Origin of the sequence: Salmonella sp. SAL04202, assembly GCF_046550775.1 — a bacterium.
Classification (GTDB): Bacteria; Pseudomonadota; Gammaproteobacteria; order Enterobacterales; family Enterobacteriaceae; genus Salmonella; species Salmonella enterica.
In genome coordinates, this window is sequence record NZ_JBGDXK010000004.1 from 275359 (window position 1) to 294740 (window position 19382).

The 19382-nt window shown below is 51.5% G+C and carries 15 protein-coding genes and 4 pseudogenes; 9 read left to right on the plus strand and 10 right to left on the minus strand.

Going from position 1 to position 19382, the window contains the following annotated elements; genetic code table 11:
* Positions 1–43 precede the first annotated feature (43 nt).
* Positions 44–1231 (minus strand): sugar diacid recognition domain-containing protein, encoded by a 1188-nt coding sequence (locus tag ACLJQJ_RS17565; protein ID WP_001533732.1) that lies wholly within the window; start codon positions 1229–1231, stop codon positions 44–46.
* Between the two features lie 276 nt (positions 1232–1507).
* Positions 1508–2575, minus strand: coding sequence for an AI-2E family transporter (locus tag ACLJQJ_RS17570; RefSeq protein WP_000892057.1), 1068 nt, complete (start codon positions 2573–2575; stop codon positions 1508–1510).
* Between the two features lie 207 nt (positions 2576–2782).
* Between ACLJQJ_RS17570 and bepA the strand changes: the two genes are divergently transcribed.
* Positions 2783–4246, plus strand: a complete 1464-nt coding sequence (gene bepA, locus ACLJQJ_RS17575; RefSeq protein WP_000489630.1) for a beta-barrel assembly-enhancing protease — start codon at positions 2783–2785, stop codon at positions 4244–4246.
* Between the two features lie 39 nt (positions 4247–4285).
* Positions 4286–4645, plus strand: coding sequence for an arsenate reductase (glutaredoxin) (arsC, locus tag ACLJQJ_RS17580; RefSeq protein WP_000132650.1), 360 nt, complete (start codon positions 4286–4288; stop codon positions 4643–4645).
* Positions 4646–4671: 26 nt separating this feature from the next.
* Here arsC and ACLJQJ_RS17585 read toward each other — a convergent pair whose 3' ends face one another.
* From ACLJQJ_RS17585 to upp, 3 genes are all read right to left on the minus strand, one after another.
* The gene (locus ACLJQJ_RS17585; protein WP_061835882.1) at positions 4672–5373 is read right to left on the minus strand and encodes a DnaA inactivator Hda; all 702 of its coding nucleotides are present in this window, start codon (positions 5371–5373) and stop codon (positions 4672–4674) included.
* A gap of 94 nt (positions 5374–5467) precedes the next feature.
* A complete protein-coding gene (gene uraA / locus ACLJQJ_RS17590) occupies positions 5468–6757 on the minus strand; it encodes a uracil permease (protein WP_000198345.1) in 1290 nt (429 codons plus the stop codon).
* Between the two features lie 87 nt (positions 6758–6844).
* On the minus strand, positions 6845–7471 hold the full coding sequence (gene upp / locus ACLJQJ_RS17595) for a uracil phosphoribosyltransferase (protein ID WP_000706208.1): 627 nt from the start codon (positions 7469–7471) through the stop codon (positions 6845–6847).
* Between the two features lie 412 nt (positions 7472–7883).
* Between upp and purM the strand changes: the two genes are divergently transcribed.
* The 4 genes from purM (at position 7884) to ppx (ending at position 13360) form a co-directional block, all read left to right on the plus strand.
* A complete protein-coding gene (gene purM, locus ACLJQJ_RS17600; protein ID WP_000130477.1) occupies positions 7884–8921 on the plus strand; it encodes a phosphoribosylformylglycinamidine cyclo-ligase in 1038 nt (345 codons plus the stop codon).
* Positions 8921–9559 (plus strand): phosphoribosylglycinamide formyltransferase, encoded by a 639-nt coding sequence (gene purN, locus ACLJQJ_RS17605; protein WP_001028589.1) that lies wholly within the window; start codon positions 8921–8923, stop codon positions 9557–9559. The genes purM and purN overlap by 1 nt, the downstream gene beginning before the upstream one ends.
* Before the next feature lie 188 nt (positions 9560–9747).
* Positions 9748–11814 (plus strand): polyphosphate kinase 1, encoded by a 2067-nt coding sequence (gene ppk1, locus ACLJQJ_RS17610; protein WP_000529555.1) that lies wholly within the window; start codon positions 9748–9750, stop codon positions 11812–11814.
* A gap of 4 nt (positions 11815–11818) precedes the next feature.
* Positions 11819–13360 carry an exopolyphosphatase gene (ppx, locus tag ACLJQJ_RS17615; protein WP_001123330.1) on the plus strand — a complete coding sequence of 514 codons (1542 nt, stop codon included), beginning with the start codon at positions 11819–11821 and terminating at the stop codon, positions 13358–13360.
* A 35-nt stretch (positions 13361–13395) separates the two neighbouring features.
* On the opposite strand, the pseudogene ACLJQJ_RS17620 reads toward ppx, so the two are convergent.
* Together ACLJQJ_RS17620 and ACLJQJ_RS17625 are read right to left on the minus strand one after the other, a co-directional pair.
* Positions 13396–15609: pseudogene (locus tag ACLJQJ_RS17620) on the minus strand (MASE1 domain-containing protein).
* Positions 15610–15705: 96 nt separating this feature from the next.
* Complete coding sequence (locus tag ACLJQJ_RS17625) at positions 15706–15843, minus strand: hypothetical protein (RefSeq protein WP_001540598.1); 138 nt, start codon at positions 15841–15843, stop codon at positions 15706–15708.
* A 178-nt stretch (positions 15844–16021) separates the two neighbouring features.
* Between ACLJQJ_RS17625 and ACLJQJ_RS17630 the strand changes: the two genes are divergently transcribed.
* Entirely contained in the window at positions 16022–16213 is a 192-nt protein-coding gene (locus ACLJQJ_RS17630) for a YfgG family protein (RefSeq protein WP_000075924.1), read from the plus strand.
* A gap of 78 nt (positions 16214–16291) precedes the next feature.
* Here ACLJQJ_RS17630 and ACLJQJ_RS17635 read toward each other — a convergent pair.
* Positions 16292–16435, minus strand: a pseudogene (locus tag ACLJQJ_RS17635) (hypothetical protein); the annotation flags it as partial.
* Between the two features lie 258 nt (positions 16436–16693).
* Here ACLJQJ_RS17635 and ACLJQJ_RS17640 point away from each other — a divergent pair.
* Positions 16694–16900, plus strand: a pseudogene (locus ACLJQJ_RS17640) (hypothetical protein); the annotation flags it as partial.
* Positions 16900–17229: a DUF1493 family protein gene (locus tag ACLJQJ_RS17645; RefSeq protein WP_001738968.1), complete on the plus strand. Its 330-nt coding sequence runs from the start codon at positions 16900–16902 to the stop codon at positions 17227–17229. The pseudogene ACLJQJ_RS17640 and the gene ACLJQJ_RS17645, both read left to right, overlap by 1 nt.
* A gap of 80 nt (positions 17230–17309) precedes the next feature.
* On the opposite strand, the pseudogene ACLJQJ_RS17650 reads toward ACLJQJ_RS17645, so the two are convergent.
* A pseudogene (locus ACLJQJ_RS17650) lies at positions 17310–17624 on the minus strand (DDE-type integrase/transposase/recombinase); the annotation flags it as partial.
* A 134-nt stretch (positions 17625–17758) separates the two neighbouring features.
* Positions 17759–19336, minus strand: coding sequence for a glutamine-hydrolyzing GMP synthase (guaA, locus tag ACLJQJ_RS17655; protein ID WP_063809304.1), 1578 nt, complete (start codon positions 19334–19336; stop codon positions 17759–17761).
* Positions 19337–19382 lie beyond the last annotated feature (46 nt).

Sequence of the window (19382 nt, forward strand, 5' to 3'; positions counted from 1 at the left end):
GCGCGCAGTATGGAAAAACCCGCCTAAAAATCCGCTGGAGCTTTCAACAAATTTCGATTCGACCAGGCAGCGGTAACTTGTCGGACGGTACAGATTCGGCCTGGAGCTCCATACCGATATAAAGCCAAAGCGTACTTTTTAACTCATTGATTTTTATGTGCGTAATATCCTCACAGCGCTGTAAGCGATAGCGCAATGTATTCACATGAATATGCAATGCTTTGGCCGTTTGCGTCAGGTCACAATTATGTTCAAACCAGGTCCGCAGCGTCTGTTGCAATACGCCTTTCGCGTCATGTTGCGCCAGTTGCAGCCACAGACGCGATAACTCCTGCACTTGCCAACTTTCAGACAGCCCGCTTAGCAGCGCGGGAAGCGCGTGGTCATGATAAAAAATGTACTGGCTGCGCAGCTTTTGTCTTTTCGCCATCGCCTGCGTGGCTCTCGCAGTGAGCAAAGATCGGTGCAATCCCGTCTCGCCGGCAAAATAACCCCCAACCAAAATACGGCTAAAGCCCGATGATGCAGCCCATGATTTAAAAATCTGCAATTCGCCCATTTCCTGGCGGGTATTCCACTTTCCCTCTTTTAACGTGATAGGCTTAATAATGATTAATTCATTAAATTCGGTAAACGTCACCAAATGGTTGCGCGCGTGATTCTCGAAATAATCCATTACATTGCGCAACGCTTCGCGATCCGGCTGGGAAAGTTCAATAATCAGCACCACTCTGGGAACCGCCAGATCAATGCCCAGATAGGCCGCCATAGAGCGCAACGACTCTGTTGAATTTTCTCGCAAAATCAATTGGTTGATCAGCTCTTCGCGATAGCGTTTATCCCACTGTCGCTGTTCGATCAGCACCATATGCTCGATCACCAGCTCCGCCGCCATTTTAACCAGCTCGGCATACGCGCGAACCTCCTCCGGTTCGCCGGTAATGCCGACCACGCCGATAAGCTGTTCATGAAAAGAGATGGGAAGATTAATGCCGGATCGCACGCCTTTTAGCTGATTGGCGGTAGCGGAATCAATTTCTACAATACGGTTTTCCTTCAGCGCCAGAATGGCCCCTTCATGACGCTGGCGAAGCCGCGAAGGTTCGCCAGACGCGATAATGACGCCATGTTCATCCATGACGTTTACCGAGTAAGGAATAATTTTCATGGCTCGCTGTACAATTTGCCGCGCGGTATACCCTTTCAAGTAATGTTTTCTCAACACACTCATTCCCTGTTTCGTTATCGCTTCACATTAAAAAAACAATCTCGCATCAATGATGTCACTTATTAACGAATTTCTCAGAAGAATGCTTAGGCTAAGTCACCAAATTTTGGCGGCTTTACAGCGAGAATTTTGTAGGTTCCGACAATAAAAATGCCGCAACACGGTGCGGCATTAAAAAAAAGAGCGGCTTTCTAAGCGCTTGTCCCTCATCAGGCGTGCGCAAAATGGCGGCAGGACACTATGATGTCGTTCACGCTTTACAACTTTTGTACAGACCGCTCAGGATGAGGTATCCGTCACCTGACCATCCGGCCAGGCATGGACAACGGCTTTAATCAGCGTCGCCAATGGAATGGCGAAAAACACTCCCCAGAAACCCCACAGACCGCCGAAAATCACCACTGACAGAATAATCACCAGCGGATGCAAATTCACCGCTTCGGAGAAAAGTACCGGTACCAGCAGATTGCCATCCAGCGCCTGAATAATCAGATAAACGGCAAAACAGCTCCAGAATTCCGTCCCCAGGCCAAACTGAAACAGCGCGACGCCCACCACCGGAATTGTTACCACAAAGGCGCCGATATAGGGGATCAGGACCGAAAAGCCCACCAGTACCGCCAACAGTAGCGAATAGTTGAGGCCAAACAGCAAAAAGCCCAGCCAGGTCGCCACGCCCACCACTACCATCTCCAGCACTTTTCCGCGGATATAGTTGGTGATCTGCTGATTCATCTCATTCCACACCTGCCCCGCCAGCCCGCGATTACGCGGCAGCACGCGGCGCACGGCATTCAGCATCTGCTCTTTATCTTTTACCAGGAAAAAGACCATCAGCGGCACCAGCACCAGATATACCGCCAGCGTCAGTAGCCCGACTAACGAAGCCAGCGAATACTTCACCACCGAATCGCCCATGTTAAGCATCCGGGTACGCATGTTTTCCGCCATCGCATCAATAATGCCCGCATCCATCAGCGCCGGATAGCGTCGCGGCAAGGTCGCGGCAAAATCGGACAGTTTATTCAGCATACCGGGCATATCACGAATCAGGTAAATACCCTGCTGCCAGGCAATCGGCATCACCACAAACGCCATTAATAACAGAATGCCGACAAAGAGGATAAGGACAATGGAGGCTGCCCAGCGCCGGGAACAGCCAATCGCCTGCAGGCGCGCCGTCGGCCACTCCAGCAGGTAGGCCAGTACGATAGCGACCAGCAGCGGCGCTAACAGGCCGCTAAAGAAAAAGAGGATGCTAAAACCAGCCACCAGAATGACCAGCAAGGCAATCGCCTCCGGGTCGCTGAAGCGACGGCGATACCATTGCATTAACATTTCGAGCATAAAACCCTTCCCAGAACTCAACTGCGGGATTGTGATGCCGAATTGTATCGAAATGTCACAAAAAAGACTTCGCTTTTTATCGTTGATTCAGGAAACTAAAATAGTGAGTCTGTGCTCATCACAGTTACACTTATGAAGTGTCGGAGCGTGGAACGATATTTCACGACGTTGGTCAAAGGGCTATCTCAAAACAACAGGATAGAGGTTATGTTCAGGCAGTTGAAAAAAAACCTGGTGGCAACCCTCATTGCAGCATTGGCTCTCGGTCAGGTCGCGCCCGCATTTGCCGACCCTGCCGACACGCTGCCCGATATGGGAACCTCGGCAGGAAGCACGCTTTCTATCGGACAAGAGATGCAAATGGGCGACTTTTATGTGCGCCAGCTACGCGGCAGCGCGCCGTTAATCAACGATCCGCTGCTGGTGCAATACATTAACGCGCTGGGTATGCGTCTGGTCTCGCACGCCGACTCCGTCAAAACGCCCTTCCATTTTTTCTTGATCAATAATGACGAAATCAACGCGTTCGCGTTTTTTGGCGGCAATGTGGTGTTGCACTCGGCGCTTTTTCGCTACGCGGATAACGAAAGCCAGCTAGCTTCAGTCATGGCGCATGAAATCTCCCACGTGACGCAGCGCCACCTGGCGCGCGCGATGGAAGATCAAAAGCGCAGCGCGCCGCTTACCTGGGTGGGCGCGCTGGGTTCCATTTTGCTGGCCATGGCCAGCCCACAGGCCGGTATGGCGGCACTAACCGGTACTCTGGCGGGAACGCGCCAGGGAATGATAAGTTTCACCCAGCAAAATGAGCAAGAAGCCGACCGTATTGGTATTCAGGTACTGCAACGCGCCGGATTTGACCCACAGGCGATGCCCTCTTTCCTCGAAAAACTGCTCGACCAGGCGCGTTACTCCACGCGACCGCCTGAAATTTTGCTCACTCACCCCTTACCGGAAAGCCGCCTTGCGGATGCCCGCAACCGTGCCAACCAGATGCGCCCGGTCGTGGTGCAATCTTCCGCCGACTTTTATTTCGCCAAAGCGCGCGCCCTGGGAATGTACAATTCCGGACGTAACCAGCTCACCAGCGACCTGCTGGATCAGTGGTCTAAAGGCAACGTGCGTCAGCAACATGCGGCGCAATATGGCCGGGCGTTGCAGGCGATGGAAGCGAGCAAGTACGATGAAGCGCGCAAAACGTTGCAGCCGCTGTTAAGCGCGGAACCGAACAATGCCTGGTATCTTGACCTCGCCACCGATATTGACCTCGGGCAGAAAAGAGCCAACGACGCGATTAATCGCCTGAAAAATGCCCGCGATCTGCGCGTTAATCCTGTGCTGCAGTTAAACCTCGCCAATGCGTACCTCCAGGGAGGCCAGCCGAAAGCGGCGGAAACCATTCTGAATCGCTACACCTTTAGCCATAAAGATGACGGTAACGGCTGGGATCTGCTTGCTCAGGCCGAAGCCGCGCTGAACAACCGCGATCAGGAGCTGGCGGCGCGCGCTGAAAGTTATGCGCTGGCGGGACGACTGGATCAGGCAATTTCACTGCTCAGTAGCGCCAGCGCCCAGGCAAAACTGGGTAGCCAGCAACAGGCGCGTTACGATGCGCGTATCGACCAGTTGCGCCAGTTACAGGAACGCTTCAAGCCATACACGAAAATGTAATCGCCGTTTATTAGCCGGATGGCGTCACAAGGAGAACTCATGACCGACACGATTAAAATCTACCATAACCCGCGCTGCTCGAAGAGCCGCGACACGCTGAACCTGCTGAAATCTAACGGCGTGGAACCGGAAGTGGTGCTTTATCTGGATACGCCCGCCGACGCCGCCACCGTGCGGGAACTGCTGCGTATGTTGGGCATGTCCAGCGCGCGCGAACTGATGCGCCAGAAAGAAGATCTCTATAAGACGCTTCACCTGGCGGATAGCCAGCTGAGTGAAGAGGCGTTAATCCAGGCGCTGGTTGAACACCCTAAACTGATGGAGCGCCCCATTGTGGTGGCAAATGGTCAGGCGCGCATTGGCCGACCGCCTGAGCAGGTGCTGGACATCCTCGGTTAACCGTTGAACGCCGCCGTCGCGGCGTATTACAGTTTCAGGATCTCTTTGACAAACGGGATCGTCAATTTTCGCTGGGCAGTGATCGACGCATGATCGAGCTGATCCAGCGTCATAAACAGCGTGCGCATTTCGCGATCAAGACGTTTGAGTAAAAACCGCCCGACATCTTCCGGCAGTTCAAACCCCCGTAACCGGGCGCGCAACTGTAGCGCCTGAAGTTTGTCTTCATCGGAAAGAGGCTGGAGTTTATAGATTTGCCCCCAGTCCAGACGGGAAGCGAGATCGGGCAAGCCCAGATTTAACTGTCTTGGCGGACGATCGCCGGTGATCAATAACCGCGTCTTACCGGACTCCAGAATGCGGTTATAGAGATCAAAGATCGCCATCTCCCACAGTTCATCGCCAGCGACACACTCAATGTTATCAATACACACCAGCGAGAGGTGTTCCATACCGTCGAGCACTTCCGGCACGAACCAGGTACGTTTATCGAGCGGGACGTAGCCTACCGCATCTCCACGCTGCGACAGTTCAGCACAGGCGGCGTGCAGTAAATGGCTGCGGCCCGCGCCTTCACGCGCCCAAAGGTAGATATATCCACTATGTTCCTGGCGCAACACGTTTTGTAACGCGGCCAGTAGAGAGGCGTTATCCCCCGGCCAGAAACTTGCGAAAGTTTCGTCGTCAGGAAGATAAAGTGGCAAAGAGAGCTGTGCCGGTGTGTTCAGAGATACCTCAACCCAGGATGACATAAAATCGCGCTGAGTTTACCACATAATTCCCTTGAGATAGAACCGGGCAGCATCGCTGCCCGGCAACCCGTTACTGATGCGGAGGCTCCGCATCATTTGCCTCCAGTACCACTTCTTCCGGACGCAACAGACTAATCAGTTTAAAAATCAGGCTCAGGCCAATCCCGACGATGGTCGCCAGCGCCATCCCTTTCAATTCTGCCGCGCCGATATGCACTTTCGCGCCGCTCACGCCGATGATCAAAATCACCGAGGTGAGGATCAGGTTTTGCGCTTTGTTGTAGTCGACTTTCGATTCGATCAATACGCGAATCCCCGACGCGCCGATAACGCCGTACAACAGTAGCGAGACGCCGCCCATCACGGGTAACGGGATAATCTGAATCGCCGCCGCCAGTTTGCCGACGCAGGAAAGCAGAATGGCGAAAATCGCCGCGCCGCCGATAACCCAGGTACTGTAAACGCGGGTGATCGCCATGACGCCAATATTTTCCCCATAGGTGGTATTCGGCGTGGAGCCGAAGAAACCGGAGACGATCGTCGACAGTCCGTTAGCGAACATCGAGCGGTGCAAACCGGGATCGCGCACTAAATCCTTTTTGACGATATTCGCCGTCACCACCAGATGACCGACATGCTCGGCGATCACGACCAACGCCGCGGGCAGAATCGTCAGGATCGCGAACCATTCAAAACGCGGCGTATAGAAGGTCGGCAGCGCAAACCAGTGCGCCTGGGCAATCGGCGTGGTATCGACCACTCCCAGCGCGAATGACAGCGCATAGCCCGCCAGCACGCCGATCAAAATCGGAATGATCGCCAGGAAACCGCGAAACAGTACGGAGCCGAACACCGTCACCGCCAGCGTGACCATGGAGATAATAATTGTTTTCGTGTCCGGCGACTGCCCTTGCGCAGGCAGTAATCCGGCCATCCCCGCCGCGACGCCAGCCAGCTCCAGACCGATGACGGCAACGATTGCGCCCATTGCCGCAGGCGGGAACATCACATCCAGCCAGCCGGTGCCCGCTTTTTTAACGATGAAAGAGACCAGACAGAACAACACGCCGCACATAATAAAACCGCCCAGCGCCACTTCATAACCCAGCGGCAACAACAGTAATACCGGGGAAATAAAGGCAAAGCTCGATCCAAGGTAGGCAGGAATTTTACCTTTGCAGATAAAGAGATACAGCAACGTTCCGATACCGTTAAACAGCAGCACCGTCGCGGGATTGATATGAAACAGAACTGGCACCAGCACGGTCGCGCCAAACATGGCGAAAAGGTGCTGTAAACTAAGCGGGATTGTCTGTAAAAGCGGCGGTCTTTCACTCACCCCGATAGCACGGCGCGTCATAGTGTTTTCCTCTAAGTGTGTTTGTTATGAGTTGTTTTATTCAAAAAAAAGCCGACTCTTAAAGTCGGCTTTTAATTATTTATTCACTTATTTGGTACCAAAAATCTTATCGCCGGCATCGCCAAGCCCCGGAATAATGTATCCGTGCTCGTTAAGCCCCTGATCGATAGAGGCGGTGTACAGTTCAACGTCCGGGTGCGCTTTTTCCAGCGCCGCAATGCCTTCCGGCGCGGCGACCAGCACCAGCACCTTAATGCTGCTACAGCCTGCTTTTTTCAGCAGGTCGATGGTCGCGATGACAGAACCGCCGGTCGCCAGCATCGGGTCGACGATCAGCGCCATGCGCTCATCAATGTTCGATACCAGTTTCTGGAAATAAGGTACTGGCTCAAGCGTCTCTTCGTTACGGTACATCCCGACTACGCTGATACGCGCGCTCGGTACATTTTCCAGAACGCCTTCCATCATGCCCAGACCCGCGCGCAGAATCGGCACAACGGTAATTTTTTTACCTTTGATCTGGTCGATTTCCACCGGGCCATTCCAGCCTTCGATGGTGACTTTTTCCGTTTCCAGGTCGGCTGTCGCTTCATACGTCAGCAGGCTGCCTACTTCTGAGGCGAGTTCACGAAAGCGTTTAGTGCTAATGTCGTTTTCACGCATCAGACCCAGCTTGTGTTTGACGAGTGGGTGTTTGACTTCCACGATCTTCATACTCTTCTCCTATCCTCAGATGACTGGCAACCACAAAAAAAATCGCCGGATTATACCGCTTTTCCTCTCTGACGCAACACAATGTATGCTTGACCTGGATCAACCAAAAGCGCAGATAGCGGAAAAGTGAGTATAAATCACTCACGTTGAAACAGGCGATAAAGGCTAACAACCGATTGAATATTAGCAATTTTAAGGGTGAATGACCTGTCCCGACCGCCTGTCGTAAACCAAGTGCTGGATATCCTTTTCTTTTTTACCAACAGGGAAATTTTCAAGCAGCGACCGAAACCATGCCAAAAAATCGCTTGGATATCCAGGGCGCAGACCACGCTCGCAAACGTTTGCTTTCCCTGTTAGAATTGCGCCGAATTTAACTTTTACCGCAAGAAAAAACGTGGGGAACCAGGCAGTGACCGATAAGACCTCTCTTAGCTATAAAGATGCCGGCGTCGATATTGATGCGGGTAACGCTCTGGTTGATCGAATCAAAGGCGTAGTGAAGAAAACTCGCCGCCCGGAGGTTATGGGCGGTCTGGGCGGTTTCGGTGCGCTGTGCGCGTTGCCGCAAAAATATCGTGAACCGGTACTGGTTTCCGGCACTGACGGCGTAGGCACCAAACTTCGCCTGGCGATGGACTTAAAGCGTCACGACGCTATCGGTATTGATCTGGTGGCGATGTGCGTAAACGATCTGGTCGTTCAGGGCGCGGAACCGCTGTTTTTCCTCGATTACTATGCCACGGGTAAACTGGATGTCGATACCGCCGCCAGCGTGATCAACGGTATTGCCGAAGGCTGCCTGCAATCCGGCTGCGCGCTGGTCGGCGGCGAGACGGCGGAAATGCCGGGCATGTATCACGGCGAAGATTACGATGTGGCAGGTTTCTGCGTCGGCGTAGTCGAAAAATCAGAAATCATCGACGGCTCCCGGGTTGCCGAAGGCGACGTGCTGATTGCGCTCGGCTCCAGCGGCCCGCACTCGAATGGATATTCGCTGGTGCGGAAAATTATTGACGTTAGCGGCTGCGACCCACAAACCACTCTGCTGGAAGGGAAGCCGCTGGCCGATCATCTGCTTGAACCAACCCGTATCTACGTAAAATCGGTTCTGGAACTGATTGAAAACGTCGATGTGCACGCTATCGCCCACCTCACCGGCGGCGGCTTTTGGGAAAATATTCCGCGCGTTCTACCGGAGAATACCCAGGCGGTAATTAATGAGTCGTCCTGGCAGTGGCCCGCCATCTTTACCTGGCTGCAAACCGCCGGTAATGTCAGTCGACATGAAATGTACCGTACCTTTAACTGCGGCGTCGGCATGGTGATAGCGCTCTCCGCTCCGGAAGCGGACAAAGCGCTTGCTCTGCTAAACGAGAAAGGTGAAAACGCATGGAAAATCGGTATCATCAAAGCCTCTGATTCCGAACAGCGTGTGGTTATTGAATAATGAATATTGTGGTGCTGATTTCCGGCAATGGAAGCAATTTACAGGCGATTATCGATGCCTGCGAAGCGAAGAAAATTAAAGGCACCCTCAGGGCAGTATTCAGCAATAAGGCCGACGCGTTCGGCCTTGAACGCGCCAGAGAAGCCGGCATTCCGGCGCAAGCGCTGACTGCCGATCGGTTTGACAGCCGCGACGCCTTCGATCGCGAGTTGATTCGCAAGATAGACGCGTATGCGCCCGATGTGGTCGTGCTGGCCGGTTTTATGCGTATTCTGAGTCCGATGTTTGTCGCGCATTACTACGGGCGTCTGCTGAACATTCACCCTTCCCTGCTGCCAAAATATCCGGGGTTGCATACCCATCGCCAGGCGCTGGAAAACGGCGATGAGGAGCACGGTACCTCGGTACATTTCGTGACAGACGAACTCGACGGCGGCCCGGTCATTCTCCAGGCGAAGGTGCCGGTTTTTGCCGACGACAGCGAAGATGATATCACCGCACGCGTACAGACTCAGGAACATGCGATTTATCCGCTGGTGATTAGCTGGTTTGCGCAGGGGCGTCTAAAGATGCGCGATAACGCCGCCTGGCTGGACGGGCGTCGTCTGCCGCCGCAAGGTTATGCGTCTGACGAATAATACGTCATCGGACAGGACTGCGTCTGCTTGCCGGATGGCGGCATAAATGCCTATCCGGCCTACTCTTTTCCCTTCCTTTATGCTATCAGTTTATTGTCATATTTTTCTGGCGCAGTTGGACATTAACGCGTAATGCTCGCCATAATCATCAGGCAGTGTCCCGTGAATAAAACGGAGTATAGGTAGTAATGGGTCAGGAAAAGCTATATATCGAGAAAGAACTGAGCTGGTTAGCATTTAACGAACGCGTGTTACAGGAAGCGGCGGACAAATCCAACCCGTTGATTGAGCGGATGCGGTTCCTGGGAATCTATTCTAATAACCTCGACGAGTTCTACAAAGTGCGTTTCGCTGAACTGAAACGACGCATTATTATCAGCGAAGAACAGGGTTCAAATTCTCATTCACGCCATTTGTTAGGCAAAATTCAGTCTCGCGTGTTGAAAGCAGACCAGGAGTTCGACGGCCTGTACAACGAATTACTGCTGGAAATGGCGCGTAATCAAATCTTTCTGATCAACGAGCGTCAGCTCTCGGTGAACCAACAAAGCTGGTTGCGCCACTATTTTAAGCACTATTTGCGCCAGCATATTACCCCGATTCTCATTAACCGGGAGACGGATCTTGTTCAGTTTTTAAAAGATGATTACACCTATCTGGCGGTGGAGATTATCCGCGGCGACACCATCAACTATGCGCTGCTGGAGATACCGTCCGACAAAGTCCCACGCTTCGTTAATCTGCCGCCGGAGACACCGCGCAGACGCAAGCCGATGATCCTGCTGGATAATATTCTGCGCTACTGCCTGGATGACATTTTTAAAGGGTTCTTCGACTATGACGCGCTTAATGCCTATTCGATGAAAATGACCCGCGATGCCGAATATGACCTGGTGCATGAGATGGAATCCAGTCTGATGGAGCTGATGTCTTCCAGCCTGAAGCAGCGCCTGACCGCTGAACCTGTGCGCTTTGTCTATCAACGCGATATGCCCGCCGCGCTGGTCGACGTACTGCGGGAAAAACTGACGATCTCCCGGTATGACTCAATCGTACCCGGCGGGCGCTACCACAATTTTAAAGACTTTATTAATTTTCCGAATGTCGGTAAAGCCAACCTGGTCAATAAACCGTTACCGCGGTTACGCCATCTTTGGTTTGATAAAGAGAAGTTTCGTAACGGTTTCGACGCGATTCGTGAACGTGATGTGCTGCTCTATTATCCTTATCACACCTTTGAACATGTGCTGGAACTGCTACGCCAGGCGTCGTTTGACCCAAGCGTGCTGGCGATCAAAATCAATATTTATCGCGTAGCGAAAGACTCGCGCATTATTGACTCGATGATCCATGCCGCCCATAACGGCAAAAAAGTCACCGTGGTGGTGGAGTTGCAGGCGCGCTTCGATGAAGAGGCAAATATTCACTGGGCCAAGCGGTTAACCGAAGCGGGCGTCCATGTTATTTTCTCTGCGCCCGGGCTGAAAATTCACGCCAAACTCTTCCTCATCTCACGAAAAGAGGGCGATGACGTGGTGCGTTATGCGCATATCGGCACCGGTAACTTCAACGAAAAAACGGCGCGGCTGTATACCGATTATTCGCTGCTGACCGCCGATGCGCGCATTACCAATGAAGTGCGCCGGGTCTTTAATTTTATTGAAAACCCCTATCGCCCGGTCACTTTCGATTATTTGATGGTTTCTCCACAAAACTCACGGCGTCTGCTGTATGAGATGATCGATCGTGAAATCGCCAATGCCCAGCAAGGCTTACCGTCAGGGATTACCTTAAAGCTTAACAACCTGGTTGATAAAGGGTTGGTCGACAGGCTATACGCCGCGTCGGGTTCGGGCGTCCAGGTCAATCTGCTGGTGCGCGGTATGTGTTCTCTTATTCCGCAACTGGAAGGCATTAGCGATAATATTCGCGCGATTAGCATCGTGGATCGCTATCTGGAACACGATCGGGTTTATATTTTCGAAAACGGCGGTGATAAGCAAGTTTGGCTCTCTTCAGCTGACTGGATGACGCGTAATATTGACTACCGTATCGAAGTCGCTACGCCTATCCTCGACCCGCGGCTTAAACAACGCGTCCTGGATATCATTGACATTCTGTTTAGCGACACGGTAAAAGCGCGTTTTATCGATAAAGAACTCAGCAACCGCTACGTACCGCGCGGCAATCGCCGTAAAGTCCAGGCGCAGCTGGCAATTTATGACTACATCAAATCACTCGAGCAACCAGACTAACGCTATGCCAATTTACGATAAATCCCCTCGCCCGCAGGAGTTCGCTGCGGTCGATCTCGGCTCAAACAGCTTTCATATGGTCATTGCCCGCGTGGTTGACGGCGCAATGCAGATTATCGGGCGCTTAAAACAGCGCGTCCATCTGGCGGACGGGCTGGGCGCAGATAACAAACTCAGCGAAGAAGCCATGGAACGGGGGCTTAGCTGTCTGTCGCTGTTTGCTGAACGCTTACAAGGTTTCTCCCCTTCCAGCGTCTGTATCGTAGGCACCCATACGTTACGTCAGGCGCAAAATGCCGCTGATTTTCTCAAACGCGCGGAAAAGGTTATTCCCTACCCGATAGAGATTATTTCCGGTAACGAAGAAGCGCGCCTGATTTTTATGGGCGTAGAACATACGCAGCCGGAAAAAGGCCGCAAGCTGGTGATCGATATCGGCGGCGGGTCAACAGAGCTGGTCATTGGCGAAAACTTCGAACCCAGGCTGGTTGAAAGCCGTCGTATGGGCTGCGTGAGCTTCGCGCAGCTCTACTTTCCCGGCGGCGTTATCAATAAAGAAAACTTCCAGCGCGCCCGAATGGCGGCGGCGCAAAAACTGGAAACCTTAACCTGGCAGTATCGTATTCAGGGTTGGAACGTAGCGATGGGCGCTTCCGGTACGATTAAGGCCGCTCATGAAGTTCTCCTGGCGCTGGGTGAGAAAGATGGCTTCATTACGCCGGAGCGCCTTGATAAACTGAAGTCAGAAGTGTTGAAGCACCGCTCCTTTAATGCGCTCAGCCTGCCGGGTCTGTCTGAAGAACGCAAAGCGGTCTTTGTGCCGGGCCTGGCAATTCTGTGCGGCGTTTTTGATGCTCTGGCTATCCGCGAGCTTCGCCTTTCCGACGGCGCGTTGCGTGAAGGCGTGCTGTATGAAATGGAAGGCCGCTTCCGTCATCAGGATGTTCGCAGCCGTACCGCAAAAAGTCTGGCCAATCAATACAACATTGACAGAGAACAGGCCAGACGCGTGCTGGAAACCACCATGCAGATGTACGAGCAGTGGCAGGCCCAGCAGCCAAAACTGGCGCATCCGCAGCTTGAAGCGTTGCTCCGCTGGGCGGCAATGCTGCATGAGGTTGGACTGAATATTAATCACAGCGGTTTACATCGCCATTCGGCTTATATTCTGCAACACAGCGATTTGCCCGGCTTTAATCAGGAGCAGCAAATGATGATGGCGACGCTGGTGCGTTACCATCGTAAAGCCATAAAACTGGATGATATGCCCCGCTTTACACTGTTTAAGAAAAAACAGTATCTGCCGTTAATTCAGCTACTTCGGCTGGGCGTATTACTGAACAACCAGCGGCAGGCGACCACCACGCCGCCGACGCTGCGGCTAACGACCGATGACAGCCACTGGACGTTATGTTTTCCGCATGACTGGTTCAGCCAGAATGCGCTGGTACTGCTTGATCTGGAAAAAGAACAGCAGTACTGGGAAGCGGTAACTGGCTGGCGTCTCAATATTGAGGAAGAAAGCTCGCCGGAGATCGCCGCGTAAATTGTGAGTCAGACGCCGCGCCGCGGCGTCTGCCTTTACTGAATCTCAGATAATAGCTGCGGCTCGCCAATTAAATATCCCTGAAGATAGTCGATTCCCAACGAGAGCACGACGCTTCGTATTTCTTCGCTCTCGACATACTCCGCGACGACCTGCATATTTTTCATTCGCGCTAAATGACAAATAGAAGCCACAATCTGATAATCGAGACTGTTTGACACTATATTGCGAATAAAACTGCCGTCAATTTTAAGAATATCGGCGTCAACGTTTTTCAGCCGCGCATAGCTGGCGTAGCCAGTACCGAAATCATCAATCGCTATCTGACAGCCAAACTGCTGGAGCTGTCCCAGCGTCAACTGCGCCTGCTCAGCATTGGTGAGAGAGTTGCTTTCCGTTACCTCAAAAACCAGTTGCCAGGGTTCAACTTGATATTGCGTAAGCAGCTGCTTAACTTCTGCAGGAAAACGAGCGCGGCATACCGATGTTGGCGACAGATTAATGGCAAAACGATGCGCGGGCATATATTCCCGGCTGGCCGCCATAAACCGCAGCGTGTTTTCAATCACCCAGAGATCGATAGCGGAAGACAATCCAAACTCATGCGCCACGGGTAAAAAATTGTCCGGGTTGATAACGTCGCCGTTGTCATCCCTGAGTCGCAGTAAAATTTCATGGTAAACGTCCCCACGAACACCGAAAATAGGCTGCGCCATCAGGAAAAAATGATCGTGCTCCAACGCCTGTTGCAGGCGATTCATCATCGCAATTCTGCCCTTCAAATCGCGCTGCAGGTGCATTGCGCCGCGCCGCTGTAAATCCTCCGGCGCGTTAGTCGTCAACGAAAGATCGGAACTGGTGCTTAATTCGCCCAGCAGAAGATAAAGGTGGCTAACCGGAGAACGCACGCAGCAGTAGCTCACGCCGACAGGGGGCTGTAGCGGCAGTCCATCCCAGATAAACCGAAACTGCTTAATATGTTTATCCAGCGCTTCAATACGCTGCTGATGCGCCTCTGTATTAAGACGCAGCACCAGGTCGTGCCCTGACATCTGGTAGACGCACTCATTTGAGGCCAGCATCGGCGTAATCCAGTGAGAGAGCTTTTGCTTATACTGGATGCGTAGCATGACGCCATAATTTTTACCCAATAGCTCCAGGCCCGGCACGTGTAAAAAACAGATCGTAGACCAGGGCGCATTTTGGAGCGCGCGGTTTAACGCACGTAAATTGGGAAGATGTACAACCGGGTCAAGATAGGCCAGCCGCCGTGCGCGACCACTCACTACGCGCTGACGCGTGGCCAGTACAGACATATAATTAACAATAAAAGAAAAAACCAGATAGCTCGAAGAGGTAATCGCTAATTGCGTATCATAACCTGAATACCAGGGCATATAACGCTGATAATAATGAATCGACGTAATTAGCACGACGGCCCAGATAATTGAAATAAACTTATAGCCATAGCGCATCGCACCCCACAGCATGACCGGCAATAATAACGAAAGCGTATAGTTGGTACTAAATATTGAACTATTATCAGTCAATGGCATACACAGTATAAACATTAGTGTAGTCAATACGGCCAGCCAAATAACGATCTCTTTTTTAGTGGCCTTGCTATCAATCTGTAGCTTTAATTGCTGATAATACCCCCGTAGGTGCAGCGGATTGCGAAGAGTACGAATAATAAAATAGCACAATGGCACGCCGACAAGGTTACCGACCAGTAACGCCTGGTAATTAATCAGCGTGTTGATATTAAAGGGCATTACACCCATCAGGCTGGCTTTGCTTTCGTACATGCCAACAAAAGCGGCAAACTGGTAGATGACCAGAAATAATGTTGCTGAACAAAATACCTGCCAGAATATTCGTTGAAACAACAGGTGGGCGTCGCCGTGGGAAACATTGTTTCGCCGTGGGGAAAAGACACGATAGCCGCCCCAGCTTAGCACGATAGTAATGATAAAGTGCATCGTCACAGAAAGGGTTTCATACAGCCCTGTCTGCGGGTATCTGCGCCAGAAGATAGCAAGCACAATGCCTGGCAGTGCTGCCCAGCCGAAAAAGAGCATCAGGCTAAGCATAAAAGCTAACGGCAGGTAAAAAAGAACCACATTTCCAGTGCTGGTAAGCGCATAAGTATTTGCGCTACTTAAAACAGGTAGTAAAATCGAAGGAAGGATGAGCGGTAGTCCCCACTATTTATCTCTGATATTTATATAAGTTTTATTTAGTTTCATAGATGCTCAGCAGAACCCCCCAATCCCAAAGGGGCGTTAACAGACAGGCATCCCACCTGACTTTAAATTGATGATGCGATATACATCACACGATAGTCATCGATTGTAATTATTAAACAAAAGTAACATTTGATTTAAGTCAATTATTACCTTTCTCCTGCAGCCTTTATTCGCCTTTTTATTCTTTGTTATCATTAATTTATTATTAATGTAAATACTAAAATTATCTTCCATAACAATATAAGATAAATCAACTGACGCAATTTTACATTAAGAGGAATTGACCATCGGTTCGCAGTATGCCTTAATGTAGAGTGAACGCAGGCTTGTTACGTTCTTCGCCTTGATAATACCCTTGAAGAACCCAGCCTGATCCCGCCCATACCGCTGGGCCAACGTTAAGGAACCCTTTGTGAGTCAGGCCAACAGTATGCGAAAACGACATCGATTTAACACTCGCATGACCCGTATCGTACTGCTTATCAGTTTTCTCTTCTTCTTTGGACGTTTCGTCTACTCTTCTATCGGCGCCTGGCAGCACCATCAGGATAAAAAAGAAGCGCAACAGTCATCGCTTTCTGTCACCACGCCGGGACAACGTTAAGCTGTTATCCGTTAAAAAGCCCGCGCAAGAAAAAGAAGCTTTAGCGTTAACGCAAAAAGACAATCCCACTCAATGGGTTCAGGCCATGATCAGACGCTTAAAGAGCAACCGCGGGATATCCAGCCTGGGTGATAAGATCACATGCGCGGTTACTAAGATTCCCTCGGCCGAATACAAAATCCGATAGCCTTCAGCGTGGTTAAACTCCCGGTAGCTGGCACAAGTTCAGGGCAAATCTGGCATCCCAGCGGGCACTGACGTACGGTACTCTCAAACTGTGTGAGTATCTCTGCGATAGCCGGATGCGGCTCAACCTCAACGCGCTTCAGGAACCCGCTATTGTGTCGATGCAGTGCTTTACCGTAAACGTATACTCAAAGGTCACCTGCGGTTCCGCCCTATCCGCCAGAATCAATGCGAAGATAACCACCGTGGAAGGAGAATAAGGTGACCAGTCCCATACGTCAGGATTTGTTTTGTAAAGAGCCACGAGGGATCAGATCACCAACGTTGACAGGCAAAACCATCAACTCATTACAGCTAAGCTCAACGAATAATTTAGGTCGTTTCGTTGGTCGTAATGTACCCTGGCTCGATTGAGTTATGACATTCACTACGATTTATGATATCCAGCGTGATATTAAAGATACATTTAATCGTGTGGCGGTTCCTAAAGATCGCATTTAGTGGACGTACTTCTAATGAGAGATATTGAGAAAGAAATTATCGATTTTATCGATCAGGAATATAACACTAAAAAGTACTTTCTCTGTGGGCCAAAGCGAATCATCACGCTTGATACCAGTATTAGGGATGATCTTAAACTCGTTTTTGAAGATAGTGAAGAACTTCTACAAAAGTACTTCAAGCGTTGGAATGTAGATTCAGAAGGATTTGACATACTCAACTATCTGAATCCAGAGTACTTTGGAAGTAAAGAGCCTGATCCGCGTAAGCCACTAACGGTTGGTATGCTCGTTGAAAGTGCTAAAGCTGGGCGTTGGTTATATAGTTGAAGAATAAAGTTATCATATTTTTAAATACCCCTTATTTGGGCTGAATCGCCACGGATAACCTGGACACTTCTGAGTCGTTGGTAGATCTTTTTCTTTATCCGCTCACGCTTCAGTAGCTGGAAAAAGCTTTCTGCAACCGCATTATGACAGTTGCCACGACGGCTCATACTGCCCTCCAGTCCGTGCGATTTCAGCCATTCATAGCGGGTGTACTGACTACCCTGATCAGACTGAACCAGCACCTGTTTTTGGGGATGACGTCGCCACACGGCCATCAGAAGCGCATTCAGAACAATGTCTTTTGTCATTCGTGGTTGCATTGACCAACCGATAACTTTGCACGAGAACAAATCAACGACCACGGCAAGATACAACCAACCTTCGTGGGTTCGTAATTACGTCAAATTTGCCGCCAGGAGCTGTGCGCTACACAGAAAACTCATCTATGCACATAAATAAAAACCCTCTGCAAAAACAGAGGGTTAAATTCACCTTTACCTGTTCATGAAAACACAGGAAGGATTATCGGTTATTCCCACTCAATGGTAGCCGGCGGTTTACCGCTGATGTCATACACCACACGGGAAATCCCGTTGACTTCATTGATGATGCGGTTGGAAACGCGACCGAGGAAGTCATACGGCAGGTGCGCCCAGTGTGCGGTCATAAAGTCGATGGTTTCGACGGCACGCAGAGAGACAACCCAGTCATACTTACGACCATCGCCCATAACGCCAACGGAACGAACCGGCAGGAAGACGGTAAACGCCTGACTGACTTTGTCGTACAGATCCGCTTTGCGCAGCTCTTCAATGAAGATAGCGTCAGCACGGCGCAGCAGGTCGCAGTACTCTTTCTTCACTTCACCCAGAACACGAACGCCGAGGCCCGGACCCGGGAACGGGTGACGGTACAGCATGTCGTACGGCAGGCCCAGCTCCAGACCAATCTTACGCACTTCGTCTTTGAACAGCTCTTTCAGCGGTTCAACCAGACCCATCTTCATCTCTTTCGGCAGGCCGCCGACATTGTGGTGAGATTTGATGACGTGCGCTTTACCGGTTGCAGACGCCGCAGATTCGATAACGTCAGGGTAAATGGTGCCCTGCGCCAGCCACTTCACGTCTTCCAGTTTCAGCGCTTCTTCGTCGAACACTTCCACAAAAACACGGCCAATGATCTTACGCTTGGCTTCCGGATCGCTTTCGCCAGCCAGCGCGGACAGGAAGCGATCTTCTGCCGGTACGTGAACAATGTTCAGACCAAAATGGTCGCCAAACATGTCCATCACCTGCTCGGCTTCGTTCAGGCGCAGCAGGCCGTTATCGACGAAAACACAGGTCAGATTTTTACCGATCGCGCGGTGCAGCAGCATCGCGGTGACGGAAGAATCCACGCCGCCGGAGAGACCGAGGATCACTTTATCGTCGCCTACCTGCTCGCGAATGCGCGCCACGGCGTCGTCGATGATCTTCGCCGGCGTCCACAGGGCTTCACACTGGCAGATATCACGTACAAAACGCTCCAGCATCCGCATCCCCTGGCGGGTGTGAGTCACTTCCGGGTGGAACTGTACGCCGTAGAAGCGTTTTTCTTCGTTGGCCATAATGGCGAACGGGCAGCTCTCGGTGCTGGCGACGGTCACGAAGTCGGACGGAATCGCCGTCACTTTATCGCCGTGGCTCATCCACACGTCCAGCAGCGGTTTGCCGTCTGCGGTCAGGGAATCTTCAATACCGCGAACCAGCGCGCTGTCGGTCAACACTTCGACCTGCGCGTAACCAAATTCACGCTCATTAGAACCTTCTACATGACCGCCAAGCTGCATCGCCATGGTCTGCATCCCGTAGCAGACGCCAAATACCGGCACGCCTGCTTCAAAGACATACTGCGGCGCGCGCGGGCTGTTTTCTTCGGTGGTGCTTTCCGGGCCGCCGGAAAGAATAATGCCGCTTGGGTTGAAGTCACGAATTTGTGCTTCTGTCACATCCCACGCCCACAGTTCGCAGTAAACACCCAGCTCACGCACGCGGCGTGCAACCAGTTGAGTGTACTGAGAACCGAAGTCCAGAATGAGGATGCGATGCTTATGAATGTTTTCCGTCATTGACGCTTATTCCGAGGCAAGTGAAACAGATTAAATAAATCGCCCG

Bases quoted from the DNA above. Each gene is read 5' to 3' on its own strand.
- ppk1 (WP_000529555.1), top strand. From the start codon at position 9,748: ATGGGTCAGGAAAAGCTATATATCGAGAAAGAACTGAGCTGGTTAGCA.
- guaA (WP_063809304.1), bottom strand. From the start codon at position 19,336: ATGACGGAAAACATTCATAAGCATCGCATCCTCATTCTGGACTTCGGT.
- ACLJQJ_RS17625 (WP_001540598.1), bottom strand. From the start codon at position 15,843: ATGGAAGATAATTTTAGTATTTACATTAATAATAAATTAATGATAACA.
- ACLJQJ_RS17565 (WP_001533732.1), bottom strand. From the start codon at position 1,231: ATGAGTGTGTTGAGAAAACATTACTTGAAAGGGTATACCGCGCGGCAA.
- ppx (WP_001123330.1), top strand. From the start codon at position 11,819: ATGCCAATTTACGATAAATCCCCTCGCCCGCAGGAGTTCGCTGCGGTC.
- arsC (WP_000132650.1), top strand. From the start codon at position 4,286: ATGACCGACACGATTAAAATCTACCATAACCCGCGCTGCTCGAAGAGC.
- ACLJQJ_RS17570 (WP_000892057.1), bottom strand. From the start codon at position 2,575: ATGCTCGAAATGTTAATGCAATGGTATCGCCGTCGCTTCAGCGACCCG.
- uraA (WP_000198345.1), bottom strand. From the start codon at position 6,757: ATGACGCGCCGTGCTATCGGGGTGAGTGAAAGACCGCCGCTTTTACAG.
- bepA (WP_000489630.1), top strand. From the start codon at position 2,783: ATGTTCAGGCAGTTGAAAAAAAACCTGGTGGCAACCCTCATTGCAGCA.
- upp (WP_000706208.1), bottom strand. From the start codon at position 7,471: ATGAAGATCGTGGAAGTCAAACACCCACTCGTCAAACACAAGCTGGGT.
- purN (WP_001028589.1), top strand. From the start codon at position 8,921: ATGAATATTGTGGTGCTGATTTCCGGCAATGGAAGCAATTTACAGGCG.